This window comes from Pseudomonas sp. GW821-FHT12A04, from assembly GCF_058807755.1.
This window is the reverse complement of record NZ_JBXAQZ010000012.1, coordinates 1-15,082: the sequence shown is the minus strand read 5'-3', so window position 1 is coordinate 15,082 and position 15,082 is coordinate 1. Positions and strand designations below refer to the sequence as shown.

The 15,082-nt window shown below is 56.1% G+C and carries 11 protein-coding genes and 4 tRNA genes; all 15 read right to left on the bottom strand.

The features are described 5' to 3' along the window. Positions 1-195: 195 nt before the first annotated feature. Positions 196-4,395: a DNA-directed RNA polymerase subunit beta' gene (rpoC, locus tag AC1RS8_RS19035; RefSeq protein ID WP_008053876.1), complete on the bottom strand. Its 4,200-nt coding sequence runs from the start codon at positions 4,393-4,395 to the stop codon at positions 196-198. 64 nt (positions 4,396-4,459) lie between these two features. Next, on the bottom strand, positions 4,460-8,533 hold the full coding sequence (gene rpoB / locus AC1RS8_RS19030) for a DNA-directed RNA polymerase subunit beta (protein ID WP_489339320.1): 4,074 nt from the start codon (positions 8,531-8,533) through the stop codon (positions 4,460-4,462). A 220-nt stretch (positions 8,534-8,753) separates the two neighbouring features. After that, positions 8,754-9,119, bottom strand: coding sequence for a 50S ribosomal protein L7/L12 (rplL, locus tag AC1RS8_RS19025; RefSeq protein WP_007970414.1), 366 nt, complete (start codon positions 9,117-9,119; stop codon positions 8,754-8,756). Positions 9,120-9,194: 75 nt separating this feature from the next. Next, a complete protein-coding gene (gene rplJ / locus AC1RS8_RS19020) occupies positions 9,195-9,695 on the bottom strand; it encodes a 50S ribosomal protein L10 (protein ID WP_007970413.1) in 501 nt (166 codons plus the stop codon). Between the two features lie 198 nt (positions 9,696-9,893). Continuing rightward, positions 9,894-10,589: a 50S ribosomal protein L1 gene (gene rplA / locus AC1RS8_RS19015; RefSeq protein WP_003186095.1), complete on the bottom strand. Its 696-nt coding sequence runs from the start codon at positions 10,587-10,589 to the stop codon at positions 9,894-9,896. Next, on the bottom strand, positions 10,589-11,020 hold the full coding sequence (gene rplK, locus AC1RS8_RS19010) for a 50S ribosomal protein L11 (RefSeq protein WP_007933726.1): 432 nt from the start codon (positions 11,018-11,020) through the stop codon (positions 10,589-10,591). Before rplK ends, rplA begins: the two co-directional genes overlap by 1 nt. Positions 11,021-11,138: 118 nt before the next feature. Beyond that, positions 11,139-11,672, bottom strand: a complete 534-nt coding sequence (gene nusG, locus AC1RS8_RS19005; protein ID WP_007984405.1) for a transcription termination/antitermination protein NusG — start codon at positions 11,670-11,672, stop codon at positions 11,139-11,141. A gap of 9 nt (positions 11,673-11,681) precedes the next feature. Beyond that, the gene (gene secE, locus AC1RS8_RS19000) at positions 11,682-12,050 is read right to left on the bottom strand and encodes a preprotein translocase subunit SecE (protein WP_007984402.1); all 369 of its coding nucleotides are present in this window, start codon (positions 12,048-12,050) and stop codon (positions 11,682-11,684) included. Between the two features lie 45 nt (positions 12,051-12,095). Further along, positions 12,096-12,171 (bottom strand) — tRNA-Trp (locus AC1RS8_RS18995). A gap of 174 nt (positions 12,172-12,345) precedes the next feature. Beyond that, positions 12,346-12,421: transfer RNA gene (locus AC1RS8_RS18990), tRNA-Thr, on the bottom strand. Between the two features lie 26 nt (positions 12,422-12,447). Next, positions 12,448-12,521 (bottom strand) — tRNA-Gly (locus AC1RS8_RS18985). Between the two features lie 24 nt (positions 12,522-12,545). Then, positions 12,546-12,630 (bottom strand) — tRNA-Tyr (locus AC1RS8_RS18980). A 143-nt stretch (positions 12,631-12,773) separates the two neighbouring features. Then, positions 12,774-13,214, bottom strand: a complete 441-nt coding sequence (locus AC1RS8_RS18975) for a hypothetical protein (RefSeq protein ID WP_090451701.1) — start codon at positions 13,212-13,214, stop codon at positions 12,774-12,776. A 7-nt stretch (positions 13,215-13,221) separates the two neighbouring features. Next, complete coding sequence (locus AC1RS8_RS18970; RefSeq protein WP_218498434.1) at positions 13,222-13,971, bottom strand: pantothenate kinase; 750 nt, start codon at positions 13,969-13,971, stop codon at positions 13,222-13,224. Further along, positions 13,961-14,920, bottom strand: coding sequence for a bifunctional biotin--[acetyl-CoA-carboxylase] ligase/biotin operon repressor BirA (gene birA / locus AC1RS8_RS18965; RefSeq protein WP_489339321.1), 960 nt, complete (start codon positions 14,918-14,920; stop codon positions 13,961-13,963). Before birA ends, AC1RS8_RS18970 begins: the two co-directional genes overlap by 11 nt. Between the last annotated feature and the right edge of the window lie 162 nt (positions 14,921-15,082).

Sequence of the window (15,082 nt, the reverse complement as noted above, 5' to 3'; positions counted from 1 at the left end):
TGCGACGCTATTGTCTTGCAAGAAAAGCAAAATGGCAGGAACGAGTTCCCGCCAAATTTAGGGGTACAAGAGTCTAAAGAGGATCTTGTCCCCAGTCAAGGCAAGGCCCCGCCCTCCCCGCTCATCCAATCTCGACAATTTGTCTCGATTCGATGAACGGAGTGACCAGGGCCTCACACTCATTTACCGCAGAACTCAGTTACCGCTCGAGTTCAGCGCTTCGGTCAGTGCAGCTTCCACTTCACTGGCGCTTACGCGCAACGGCTTGTCTGCATCACGGCGGCGCTTACGCTCGCTGTGATAAGCCAGGCCGGTACCAGCCGGGATCAGACGACCCACGACCACGTTTTCTTTCAGGCCGCGCAGGTAATCGCGCTTGCCGGTTACCGCCGCTTCGGTCAGTACGCGAGTGGTTTCCTGGAAGGAAGCCGCCGAGATGAACGATTCGGTGGACAACGACGCCTTGGTGATACCCAGCAGAACACGAGTGAACTTGGAGACAAACTTGTCTTCGCCGCTCAGACGCTCGTTCTCTACCAGTACGTGAGTCAATTCCATCTGGTCGCCCTTGATGAAACTGGAATCGCCGGATTCAGCGATCTCAACTTTACGCAGCATCTGACGCAGGATGGTCTCGATGTGCTTGTCGTTGATCTTCACGCCTTGCAGACGGTAAACGTCCTGGATCTCGTTGACGATGTACTTGGCCAGCGCACTCACACCCAGCAGACGCAGGATGTCGTGTGGATCGCTCGGACCGTCGGAGATAACTTCGCCGCGGTTTACCTGTTCGCCTTCGAACACGTTCAGGTGACGCCACTTCGGAATCAGCTCTTCGTACGGATCGCTACCGTCGTTCGGGGTGATAACCAGACGGCGCTTGCCCTTGGTCTCTTTACCGAACGCGATGGTGCCGCTGACTTCAGCCAGAATCGACGCTTCTTTCGGACGACGGGCTTCGAACAAGTCGGCAACACGCGGCAGACCACCGGTGATGTCTCGAGTTTTCGAAGTCTCTTGCGGGATACGAGCGATAACATCACCGATCGCGATCTTCGCACCATCCGCTACACCGACCAAGGCGTTGGCTGGCAGGAAGTACTGAGCGATAACGTCAGTGCCTGGCAGCAACAGATCCTTGCCGTTGTCGTCGACCATCTTCACGGCAGGACGGATGTCTTTACCGGCAGCTGGACGATCTTTGGCGTCGAGTACTTCAATGTTGGTCATACCGGTCAATTCGTCAGTCTGACGCTTGATCGTGATGCCTTCTTCCATGCCCACGTAGGTCACGGTACCTTTCATTTCGGTAACGATCGGGTGAGTGTGCGGATCCCACTTGGCCACGATGGCGCCAGCTTCGACCTTGTCACCTTCTTTAACCGAAATCACGGCACCGTACGGCAGCTTGTAACGCTCACGCTCACGACCGAAGTCATCAGCGATAGCCAGCTCACCGGAACGGGACACGGCAACCAGGTGACCATCCACTCGCTCAACATGCTTCAGGTTGTGCAGACGGACGGTACCGCCATTCTTCACCTGAACGCTGTCGGCCGCGGAGGTCCGGCTTGCCGCACCACCGATGTGGAACGTACGCATCGTCAGCTGGGTACCCGGCTCACCGATGGACTGGGCAGCGATAACGCCGACCGCTTCACCGATGTTCACCTGGTGACCACGAGCCAGATCGCGACCGTAGCACTTGGCGCAAATACCGAAACGGGTTTCGCAGCTGATCGGCGAACGCACGATCACTTCGTCGATGCTGTTCAGCTCGATGAACTCGACCCACTTCTCGTCTACCAGGGTGCCGGCAGGAACGATGACGTCCTCGGTACCTGGCTTGAATACGTCACGGGCGATAACTCGACCCAATACGCGCTCACCCAGCGGCTCTACAACGTCACCGCCTTCAATGTGCGGAGTCATCAGCAGACCGTGTTCGGTGCCGCAATCGATCTCGGTTACAACCAGATCCTGCGCCACGTCTACCAGACGACGAGTCAGATAACCCGAGTTCGCCGTTTTCAACGCGGTATCCGCCAGACCTTTACGAGCACCGTGAGTGGAGATGAAGTACTGGAGTACGCTCAAACCTTCACGGAAGTTCGCAGTAATCGGCGTTTCAATGATGGAACCGTCCGGCTTGGCCATCAGGCCACGCATACCGGCCAGCTGACGAATCTGTGCTGCGGAACCCCGCGCACCCGAGTCGGCCATCATGTACATCGAGTTGAAAGACTCTTGGTCGACTTCGACGCCATGACGGTCGATGACTTTCTCTTTCGAGAGGTTAGCCATCATCGCCTTGGAAACTTCGTCGTTCGCCTTGGACCAAAGGTCGATCACTTTGTTGTACTTCTCGCCCTGGGTTACCAGGCCGGAGGCGTACTGACTTTCGATCTCTTTCACTTCGTCGGTGGCTGCACCGATGATGCGGGCTTTTTCGTCCGGGATAACGAAGTCGTTAACACCGATGGAAACGCCGGAAATGGTCGAATAGGCAAAACCGGTGTACATCAACTGGTCAGCGAAGATCACGGTCTCTTTCAGACCAACCACGCGGTAGCACTGGTTGATCAGCTTGGAGATCGCCTTTTTCTTCATCGGCAGGTTGACGACGTCGTACGACAGACCTTTTGGCACAACCTGGAACAGCAGCGCACGGCCGACAGTGGTGTCGACGATACGGGTGTTGGTCACGCTGCCGCCATCACGGTCGTTGACGGTTTCGTTGATCCGCACCTTGACCTTGGCGTGCAGTGCGGCTTCGCCGGCACGGAACACACGGTCAACTTCCTGCAGATCCGCGAACACACGACCTTCGCCCTTGGCGTTGATCGCTTCACGAGTCATGTAGTACAGACCCAATACAACGTCCTGCGACGGAACGATGATTGGCTCACCGTTGGCTGGCGACAGAATGTTGTTGGTCGACATCATCAACGCACGCGCTTCGAGCTGGGCTTCCAGCGTCAGCGGTACGTGCACGGCCATTTGGTCGCCGTCGAAGTCGGCGTTGTACGCGGCGCAGACCAGAGGGTGCAGCTGGATAGCCTTACCTTCGATCAGTACCGGTTCAAACGCCTGGATACCCAGACGGTGAAGAGTCGGTGCACGGTTGAGAAGAACCGGGTGTTCGCGAATCACTTCAGCGAGAACGTCCCAAACCTCTGGCAGTTCGCGCTCGACCATCTTCTTGGCAGCCTTGATGGTGGTAGCGAGACCACGCATTTCAAGCTTGCCGAAAATGAACGGCTTGAACAGCTCGAGAGCCATTTTCTTCGGCAGACCGCACTGGTGCAGACGCAGGGTCGGACCTACGGTAATTACCGAACGGCCGGAGTAGTCAACACGCTTACCGAGCAAGTTCTGACGGAAACGACCCTGTTTACCCTTGATCATGTCAGCCAGGGATTTCAGAGGACGCTTGTTGGAACCGGTGATAGCGCGGCCACGACGACCGTTGTCGAGCAGTGCGTCGACGGCTTCCTGCAACATACGCTTTTCGTTGCGCACGATGATGTCCGGAGCGGACAGATCCAGCAGGCGCTTCAAGCGGTTGTTACGGTTGATCACTCGACGATACAGATCGTTGAGGTCGGAAGTCGCGAAGCGACCGCCATCCAGCGGGACCAGTGGACGCAGATCTGGCGGCAGAACCGGCAGAACGGTCAGCACCATCCACTCTGGCAGGTTGCCGGAACCCTGGAAGGCTTCCATCAACTTCAGACGCTTGGACAGCTTCTTGATCTTGGTTTCGGAGTTGGTTTGCGGAATCTCTTCACGCAGACGGCCAATCTCGTGCTCCAGGTCGATAGCGTGCAGCAGTTCGCGGACAGCTTCGGCACCCATGCGGGCATCGAAATCGTCGCCGAACTCTTCCAGCGCTTCGAAGTACTGCTCGTCGTTGAGCAGCTGACCTTTTTCAAGGGTGGTCATGCCTGGATCGATAACGACATAGCTCTCGAAGTAGAGAACGCGTTCGATATCACGCAGGGTCATGTCCATCAGCAAGCCGATACGGGACGGCAGCGATTTCAGGAACCAGATGTGGGCAACTGGCGAGGCCAGTTCGATGTGCGCCATGCGCTCACGACGAACTTTTGCCAGCGCGACTTCAACGCCGCACTTCTCGCAGATCACACCACGGTGCTTCAAGCGCTTGTACTTACCGCACAGGCACTCGTAATCCTTTACCGGGCCAAAGATCTTGGCGCAGAACAGGCCGTCACGCTCAGGTTTGAACGTACGGTAGTTGATGGTTTCCGGCTTTTTAACTTCACCGAACGACCACGAACGGATCATCTCAGGCGATGCCAATCCGATACGGATGGCGTCGAACTCTTCGACTTGACCCTGGTTTTTCAGCAAATTCAGTAGGTCTTTCAAGGCCTTTCCTCCTGGCGGAGCAGAGAGCGGGCAATCCTGCCCCGCTCTCGATTCGCGTCACGTGTTATTCGGTTTCCAGATCGATATCGATGCCGAGGGAACGAATTTCCTTGATCAACACGTTGAAGGACTCGGGCATGCCCGGCTCCATACGGTGATCGCCATCCACGATGTTCTTGTACATCTTGGTACGGCCGTTCACATCGTCCGACTTCACTGTGAGCATTTCTTGCAGAGTGTAAGCGGCACCGTATGCTTCCAGTGCCCAGACCTCCATCTCCCCGAAACGCTGACCACCGAACTGCGCCTTACCACCCAGCGGCTGCTGGGTAACCAGGCTGTACGAACCGGTAGAACGAGCGTGCATCTTGTCGTCTACCAAGTGGTTCAGCTTCAGCATGTACATGTAGCCAACGGTAACCGGGCGCTCGAACTTGTTGCCGGTACGGCCGTCGGTCAGCTGCATCTGGCCGCTTTCTGGCAGGTCCGCCAGTTTCAGCATGGCCTTGATTTCGCTTTCCTTGGCACCGTCGAACACTGGAGTGGCCATTGGAACGCCGCCACGCAGGTTTTGAGCCAGATCCAGGATTTCCTGGTCCGAGAAGTCATCGAGGCTTTCCTGACGACCGCCGATCTCGTTATAGATCTCGTGCAGGAACTTGCGAAGCTCGGCGACCTTGCGCTGCTCTTCAACCATGCGGTTGATCTTCTCGCCCAGACCTTTGGCCGCGAGGCCCAGGTGGGTTTCAAGGATCTGACCAACGTTCATACGCGAAGGTACGCCCAACGGGTTGAGGACGACGTCGACCGGGGTGCCATTGGCATCGTGCGGCATGTCTTCAACCGGCATGATCACGGAGACCACACCTTTGTTACCGTGACGACCGGCCATCTTGTCGCCCGGCTGGATGCGACGACGGATTGCCAGGTAAACCTTGACGATTTTCAGCACGCCTGGAGCCAGGTCATCGCCCTGCTGCAGTTTGCGCTTCTTGTCTTCGAACTTGTCGTCCAGCAGACGGCGACGATCAACGATGTAGGCCTGAGCCTTCTCGAGCTGCTCGTTCAGAGCATCTTCAGTCATGCGCAGTTTGAACCACTGGCCGTGCTCAAGACCGTCGAGAACTTCGTCGGTGATGTCCTGGCCTTTCTTCAGACCGGCGCCGCCTTCGGCTTTGTGGCCGACCAGAGCGGAACGCAGACGTTCGAAAGTAGCACCTTCAACGATGCGGAACTCTTCGTTCAGGTCCTTGCGGATCTCGTCCAGCTGGGACTTCTCGATCGACAGGGCACGAGCATCACGCTCAACGCCGTCGCGGGTGAAGACCTGTACGTCGATGACAGTACCTTTGGTACCGGTAGGTACACGCAGGGAAGTGTCTTTAACGTCGCTGGCTTTTTCACCGAAGATCGCACGCAGCAGTTTTTCTTCCGGAGTCAGCTGGGTCTCGCCTTTCGGAGTGACCTTACCGACCAGGATGTCGCCTGCGCCAACTTCAGCACCTACGTAAACGATACCGGCTTCGTCCAGCTTGTTCAGAGCCGCTTCACCCACGTTCGGGATGTCGGCAGTGATTTCCTCTGGGCCAAGCTTGGTGTCACGGGCCACACAGGTCAGTTCCTGGATGTGGATCGTGGTGAAACGGTCTTCCTGAACCACACGCTCGGACAGGCAGATGGAGTCTTCGAAGTTGAAGCCGTTCCATGCCATGAACGCGATGCGCATGTTCTGACCCAGTGCCAGTTCACCCATGTCGGTGGACGGGCCGTCGGCCATGATGTCGCTACGCTGAACCCGATCACCCTTACGCACCAGCGGACGCTGGTTGATGCAGGTGTTCTGGTTGGAGCGGGTGTACTTGGTCAGGTTGTAGATGTCGACACCGGCTTCACCGGTTTCAACTTCGTCATCGGCAACACGAACCACGATACGGCTGGCGTCGACGGAGTCGATCACGCCGCCACGACGAGCCACGACGCAAACGCCGGAGTCACGGGCTACGTTACGCTCCATGCCGGTACCTACCAGCGGCTTGTCAGCGCGCAGGGTTGGTACAGCTTGACGCTGCATGTTCGAACCCATCAACGCACGGTTGGCGTCGTCGTGCTCGAGGAACGGAATCAGCGACGCAGCAACCGAAACTACCTGCTTCGGCGATACGTCCATCAAGGTGACGTCTTCCGGCGCCTTGACGGTGAATTCGTTCAAGTGACGAACAGCTACCAGCTCGTCGATCAGGACTTTCTTGTCGTTCATCGTGGCCGAGGCCTGAGCGATCACGTGATCGGCTTCTTCGATGGCGGACAGGAACACGATCTCGTCGGTGACCAGAGCGTCTTTCACCACGCGGTACGGGCTCTCGAGGAAGCCGTACTGGTTGGTGCGCGCATAAGCGGCCAGGGAGTTGATCAGACCGATGTTCGGACCTTCCGGCGTTTCAATCGGGCATACACGACCGTAGTGAGTCGGGTGTACGTCACGCACTTCAAAGCCGGCACGCTCACGAGTCAGACCGCCAGGGCCGAGTGCAGAAACACGACGCTTGTGGGTGATCTCGGACAGCGGGTTGTTCTGGTCCATGAACTGGGACAGCTGGCTGGAACCGAAGAACTCCTTCACCGCCGCAGCCACTGGCTTGGCGTTGATCAGGTCTTGTGGCATCAGGCCTTCGCTTTCAGCCATCGACAGACGCTCTTTGACCGCACGCTCAACACGTACCAGGCCAACGCGGAACTGGTTCTCGGCCATTTCGCCTACGCAGCGAACACGACGGTTACCCAGGTGGTCGATGTCATCGACGATGCCTTTACCGTTACGGATGTCGACCAGGGTCTTCAGTACCGCGACGATGTCTTCCTTGCACAGCACGCCCGAACCTTCGATCTCGGTACGACCGATACGACGGTTGAACTTCATCCGCCCGACCGCAGACAGGTCATAGCGCTCAGGGCTGAAGAACAGGTTGTTGAACAGGGTCTCGGCAGCGTCCTTGGTTGGCGGCTCGCCAGGACGCATCATGCGATAGATCTCGACCAGCGCTTCCAGTTGGTTGCTGGTGGAGTCGATCTTCAGGGTGTCGGAGACGAACGGACCGCAGTCGATATCGTTGGTGTACAGAGTTTCGATGCGAACAACCTGAGCCTTGGCGATTTTGGCCAGGATCTCGGTGTTCAGCTCGGTGTTGCACTCTGCCAGGATTTCGCCGGTTGCCGGGTGCACGATGACCTTGGCGGTTGTACGACCCAGGACGTAGTCCAGAGGCACATCCAGCTCTTTGATCCCGGCTTTTTCCAGCTGGTTGATGTGGCGAGCGGTGATACGACGACCCTGCTCGACAATAACCTTGCCTTTGTCATCCTGAATATCGAGGACAGCGATTTCACCGCGCAGGCGCTGAGGCACCAGCTCCAGGCTCAGGGTCTCGCCCTTCACGTGGAATACGTTGGTGGTATAGAACGCGTCCAGCACTTCTTCAGTGGTATAGCCCAGCGCGCGCAGCAGTACCGAGGCAGGCAGCTTGCGACGACGGTCGATACGCACGAATACGCAGTCTTTCGGGTCGAACTCGAAGTCCAGCCACGAACCGCGGTAAGGGATGATGCGCGCGGAGTACAGCAGTTTGCCGGAGCTGTGCGTCTTGCCACGGTCGTGGTCGAAGAACACGCCTGGCGAACGGTGCAGCTGGGAAACGATTACACGCTCGGTACCGTTGATTACGAAGGTACCGTTCTCAGTCATCAGGGGGATTTCACCCATGTAGACTTCTTGCTCTTTGATGTCCTTGATCGCTTTGTTCGACGACTCTTTGTCGAAAATGATCAGGCGCACTTTTACCCGCAAAGGTACGGCGTAAGTTACACCGCGCAATACGCATTCTTTGACATCAAATGCCGGTTCGCCCAGGCGATAACCGACGTACTCCAGCGCAGCATTGCCGGAGTAGCTGATGATCGGGAAAACGGATTTGAAGGCCGCATGCAGGCCCACGTCGCGGAACTGATCTTTAGTCGCTCCCGCTTGCAAGAATTCACGATACGAATCCAGCTGGATGGCCAGGAGGTACGGCACATCCATGACGTCCGGCAACTTGCTAAAGTCCTTGCGGATACGTTTTTTCTCAGTATATGAGTAAGCCATCAGCGTTCCCCAGCTTGGTCACCTGCTTGTTTGGCCCCTCCCGACGGGAGCAGCCAGAAAATCGTGCAAACCCCATGGTTTGCGCCACCGCATCGGGTGGTTACAGCACGTTATCAGCACCGACCCAGTCGGCTGCCAATAACGGAAAAAGGCCGGTGGCAAGAGCCACCAGCCATCAGCCTGTCGCTTAACGCTCGGGCTGGAGGAGCAAAGTCGATGCTTACTTCAGCTCGACTTTAGCGCCTGCTTCTTCCAGAGCTGCTTTGGCTTTGTCAGCTGCGTCTTTGGCAACAGCTTCCAGAACCATGGCAGGTGCGCCGTCAACTACAGCCTTGGCTTCTTTCAAGCCCAGACCGGTCAGTTCACGTACAGCCTTGATCACGTTAACTTTCTTCTCGCCAGCTTCGGTCAGCATGACGTTGAATTCGGTTTGCTCTTCAGCAACGGCAGCAGCAACAGCTGGACCAGCCGATGCAGCAGCAGCGGTAACGCCGAATTTTTCTTCGAAAGCTTTGATCAGCTCAACAACTTCCATTACGGACATGTTGCCAACTGCTTCAAGGATATCGTTCTGAGAGATAGACATGAATCTAATTCCTGATATTGGGGACGGCCTACGCGACCATCGAAAAAAACAAAAAACGCGAGAAGTTGACGAGCCTTAGGCTGCAGCAGCTTCTTTCTGGTCGCGAATTGCCGCCAGAGTACGAGCCAACTTGCTGGTAGCGCCTTGAATCACGCTCATCAGCTGAGAAATTGCTTCGTCACGGGTCGGCAGAGTTGCCAGTACGTCGATTTGGTTAGCTGCGAGGAACTTGCCCTCGAACGCAGCTGCCTTGATCTCGAACTTGTCCTGACCCTTTGCGAATTCCTTGAAGATCCGGGCAGCAGCGCCTGGATGTTCTTTGGAGAACGCAATCAGGGTAGGGCCAGTGAACACGTCGTTGAGGACACTGAATTCAGTGTCAGCAACAGCGCGCTTGAGCAGGGTGTTACGTACAACACGTACGTAAACGCCAGCTTCACGAGCCTCTTTACGGAGTCCGGTCATCGCGCCTACTGTTACGCCACGGGCATCAGCCACGACAGCGGACAGAGCGACTTTGGCAGCCTCGTTGACTTCAGCGACGATGGCCTTCTTGTCTTCGAGTTTAATTGCCACGGGTTTAACTCCTGCTTGTTACCGTTTCATCTGGTCGAAACCGGATGTCGTTTTGGTGTCTGATTCGGTAAGGAACCGGGAGCACCATCTGCGTAGGCTTGTGGTTTAAGACTTGCGTCGCCTACGGTCTTGGATAGCCCCCGCCAGGCAGGGACCCCAATTTTTCAATTGGCGCAATCGCTTGCACCAATCTGTGTCTTACGCGTCGAGCGAGCTTTGGTCGATGACCAGACCTGGGCCCATAGTGGTGCTCAGGGTAACGCGCTTGACGTAAATGCCTTTCGAGGAAGCTGGCTTGATACGCTTCAGATCAGCGATCAGGGCTTCAACGTTTTCCTTCAGCTTGACGGCGTCGAAGCCGATCTTGCCAACGGAAGTGTGGATGATGCCGTTTTTGTCGGTGCGATAACGAACCTGACCAGCCTTGGCGTTTTTAACCGCGGTAGCTACGTCTGGGGTTACGGTGCCGACTTTAGGGTTAGGCATCAGGCCACGTGGACCGAGGATCTGACCCAACTGACCTACAACGCGCATTGCATCCGGGGATGCGATCACTACGTCATAGTTCAGGTCGCCGCCTTTCATTTCGGCAGCCAGGTCGTCCATGCCTACGCGGTCAGCGCCGGCAGCCAGAGCGGCTTCAGCAGCTGGACCCTGGGTGAACACAGCAACGCGAACGGTCTTGCCAGTGCCGTGTGGCAGCACAGTAGCGCTACGAACGACCTGGTCGGATTTACGCGGGTCAACACCCAGGTTTACAGCTACGTCGAACGACTCGCTGAACTTGACAGTCGACAGCTCGGCCAGCAGGGCAGCAGCGTCTACAAAGTTGTAGGCCTTGCCTGCTTCGATTTTGCCGGCGATAGCCTTTTGACGCTTGGTCAGCTTAGCCATTACACACCCTCCACGTTAAGGCCCATGCTACGAGCAGAACCGGCGATGGTACGCACGGCTGCTTCCATATCAGCTGCAGTCAGATCCGCGTTTTTGGTTTTCGCGATTTCTTCCAGCTGAGCACGGGTCACGGTGCCAACCTTAACGGTGTTCGGACGAGCGGAACCGCTGGTCAGACCGGCCGCCTTCTTCAGCAGAACCGAAGCAGGGGTGGATTTGGTTTCGAAAGTGAAGCTACGGTCGCTGTAGACAGTGATGATCACTGGAGTCGGCAGACCTGGCTCAAGACCCTGAGTACGGGCGTTGAAAGCCTTGCAGAATTCCATGATGTTCACGCCGTGCTGACCCAGAGCAGGACCAACAGGTGGGCTTGGGTTAGCCTGAGCGGCCTTCACTTGCAGCTTGATGTAAGCGGTAATCTTCTTGGCCATGAGGCACTCCAAATTACGGGTTCGAACGCCTCGAGAGGCTCCCCGGTTACTTGCGCGTTTATCCCAGTGACGACAAAACCCCACAGCCTACGGCTGCGGGGTTGGGATTTTTGTTCAACTAGACCTTTTCGACCTGGCTGAACTCGAGCTCCACCGGAGTAGAGCGACCGAAAATGAGCACTGCGACCTGAATCCGGCTCTTTTCGTAGTTAACTTCTTCAACAACACCGGTAAAGTCCGCAAACGGACCGTCGTTGACGCGCACCGACTCACCCGGCTCGAACAACGTCTTCGGCTTCGGCTTGTCGCTACCATCGGCAACGCGACGCAGAATGGCTTCTGCTTCTTTATCGGTGATTGGCGCAGGCTTATCAGCAGTACCGCCGATGAAACCCATCACCCGAGGAGTATCCTTGACCAAGTGCCAAGTACCCTCGTTCATATCCATCTGCACCAGCACATAGCCAGGGAAGAATTTGCGTTCGCTTTTGCGCTTCTGGCCATTGCGCATTTCAACCACTTCTTCAGTGGGAACCAGAATCTCGCCGAAGCCATCTTCCATACCGGCCAGCTTTACGCGCTCGATCAGCGAGCGCATTACATGCTTCTCGTAACCGGAGTAAGCATGCACAACATACCAACGCTTAGCCACGGGACACCCTTAGCCGACAATCAAGGAAACAAGCCAGCCGAGCAGGGAATCAAGCCCCCACAACAGCAACGCCATAACCAGGACAACAGCCACAACGATCAACGTGGTCTGCGTGGTTTCTTGGCGAGTTGGCCAAACGACTTTACGAATTTCGGTGCGCGCTTCCTTAACCAGCACAAAGAAAGACTTGCCCTTGACCGTCTGCAGGCCTACAAAGGCAGCTACAGCAGCAATAGCAAGCAATGCGAGTACGCGGTACAGGATCGGCGAAGCAGAAAAGTACTGATTGCCAACAACGCCAACAACCACCAGAGCGACTACTACAAGCCACTTGAGGAGGTCGAAACGAGAGCCTTGAGCTTCAGCTTTAGGAGTCATCTATGAAGATCCTGTGAAAAGAAAGCCAGACACACCGAGTGAATCTGGCAGGTCAGGAGGGAATCGAACCCCCAACCTACGGTTTTGGAGACCGTCGCTCTGCCAATTGAGCTACTGACCTAAAACAAAATCAGGCCGACCATTATGCCGACCCGAAAAAGACTTTACAACACTTACCAGGCAATCCTGGTTGCAACACCGGCATTCTCGACACCGGCAACCTTCAGAAACACAATCAGGCGCAACCACTACCACCTAAAACAAAGGCAGATATTTTCATATCTGCCTTGTTATATGGAGCTCTTGAGCGGATTTGAACCGCTGACCTCACCCTTACCAAGGGTGTGCTCTACCAACTGAGCTACAAGAGCGTAACACTGCGCAAAACCTGTAAACTTGGAGCGGGTAGCGGGAATCGAACCCGCATCATCAGCTTGGAAGGCTGAGGTTCTACCACTAAACTATACCCGCGAGGCTTACAGCTCTCGCTAAAAATGGTGGAGGGGGAAGGATTCGAACCTTCGAAGTCGTAGACGTCAGATTTACAGTCTGATCCCTTTGGCCGCTCGGGAACCCCTCCTAAGCGAGCCGGCATTCTACATCATGCCAGCCTTCTGTCAAGCATTTTTCTCATTAAAAACCTGAGCTTAGCTGCGTTGACCTCGCTTCACACCGCTAACCGTTTCCGGTGTTCGCTGTGGAGCGGGCGCCATTCTATGCAAACTATTCGATGGGTGCAACCCCCTCGCACGGCATTATTTTATGTTTTAACTCATTGAATTCTTTAGAAAGGTTTATCAGCTGCAAATCGTCCAGCCAACGCCGGCTTTCCGGCGCGATACGCACCCAATACCCTGCCCCTTCGGTCGCAGCTTTCGGCAGAGACTGATACTTGACCTCCATCCCGCTCAAACGACGCTCAACCGCCTGCGCGGCCTCCTGGCGCGTATAGCCGCCCAGATAAAGGCAGCCATTGTCTGTCGAGACAGCCTTACCCTTATCCTTGGAGACGTCACCTGCTTCGCTCAACAAGCGGATATCTTGTTGAGACCCGCGATACAGACTCAAAGGCGTGACATCCTTCGCGCGCAGAGGAGCCTCTTGTTGATGCCAGATGTAGTAGAAGCCATTGAGGACAAGCAGCAGCAGAAACAACCAACGCATAAAAACCTCAGGACAAGGGACAGGCCATGGCCAATCCGACAAACACCAAGTCCGGAACAACCCTGGCCTGAGGCACGGCCTCAGTAACCAGGCTCGCATCCCCCCCGGTGAGGAATACGACAAAGTCCTCACCCCAATAGCTGCGCGCCAACTCGAGCTGAGTCATTACGAAGCCGCGCAACATCAACAGACAGCCACGCTCTACAGCCTCGACAGTCGCGCGCCCCGGGACAAGACTTTCCAGAGCCTGCTCGGCCGCCAGATCCCCATAACGAATTTTGCGAGTGTGGGTGCGCAATTGGTTTCGCATCAACGGCATCCCCGGACAGATGAAACCACCCAGGTGCTCTCCATCCGCCGCGATAAAGTCAGCAGTCACCGCCGTACCGAAGTCGAGCACCAGGCACGCACCCGAAGCCAGATGAAAGCCTCCGAGCATTGCAAGCCACCGGTCCAGACCCAGCCGCTCAAACTCCTCATACCCATTGCGCACACCTGACATTTCGCGCGCTGGCGTTGCGCACACAACCGGCACATCAAAGGTATCCCTGAGCAAAGACGTAAGCGCAGCGGTTTCCTCCGCGGTCCTGACGCTCACCAGCCGGCAAAACGTGAGGGTAAGCCCTTTGAGCCCCCCCAACCCCTCCAGCAATGCGAGATTGGAATCGACGACTCCCTCACCAAGCACCTGCCCGGCATCAACGGCAAGCACACGCCACTTGATGAAACTATTCCCACAATCGAGCTCAAGAATCATCGCGCAACCTCAGGCTCAACTCACCACCACTGAAGACTTTCTCCACACCATCCACCTTCAGGCGCAAGGCGCCTTGGCCATCGATACCAAGTACCTCACCATCAATTTGATTGACACCGGCAATCAACGACACGCTTCGCCCCTGCCACAGATGATTTTGCTCCCACTCCGACTGGATGGCCAAAAAACCACCCGCCTGGTGACGAGCCAGGTATCGCTGCAGCATCTCCCCCAACACCGCGACCAATTGGTTGCGATCAAACAATTTGCCTGACTCGAGCCGCAGGGATGTCCATTGCTGGTCCACTTCGTCAGCGGACTGCATGTTCACATTGATTCCCACTCCCAGGACCACGTGACACACATCTGCAGGATCACCAACCAACTCGAGCAGTATCCCCGCGATTTTTTTCTGACCTACAAGGACATCGTTAGGCCATTTCAATCCAGCGGCTGCAATACCGAGTTCACGCAACGTCTGCAAGACAGCGAGCCCAACGACGAGACTCAAGCCCTCCAACTGACGCATCCCACCATCAATGCGTAGCACCAGGCTGTAATAGACGTTTTCTGCGAATGGACTAACCCACTTGCGACCACGTCGCCCACGCCCGGCTGTCTGCCGCTCCGAAACCACCACAAACGGCGCCGCTTGCCCACGCTCAATAGCGCGCAGCGCCTCGGCATTAGTGGAGTCGATTGAATCGTAAACCCGGACGGGCCAGCTGCAAGAAAGCGCCTGAGCGCTTATCTCGGCAGGATCGAGCAGCGCCAATGGCGCGGACAATTGATAGCCGCGCCCACGAACCTTATGAATAGACAAACCCAGCTCAGCTTCCAAATGCTGAAGCTGCTTCCACACAGCACTACGGCTGACGCCCAGGGCAGCACCCAATGCTTGACCCGAATGGAATCGGCCATCTTTAAGAAGCTTTAACAACGTCAGCATGCAGGTCTCGCCTCACAATGAGGCCCGCATGATAGCCACGCACCGAGCGATTGCATAGAAATCCAGTAGCCGTGACTTTCCCGCGGACAAAAACAAAACCCCTACCTGCATACGCAGATAGGGGTTTCGGAATTTAATCTTGACGATGACCTACTCTCACAT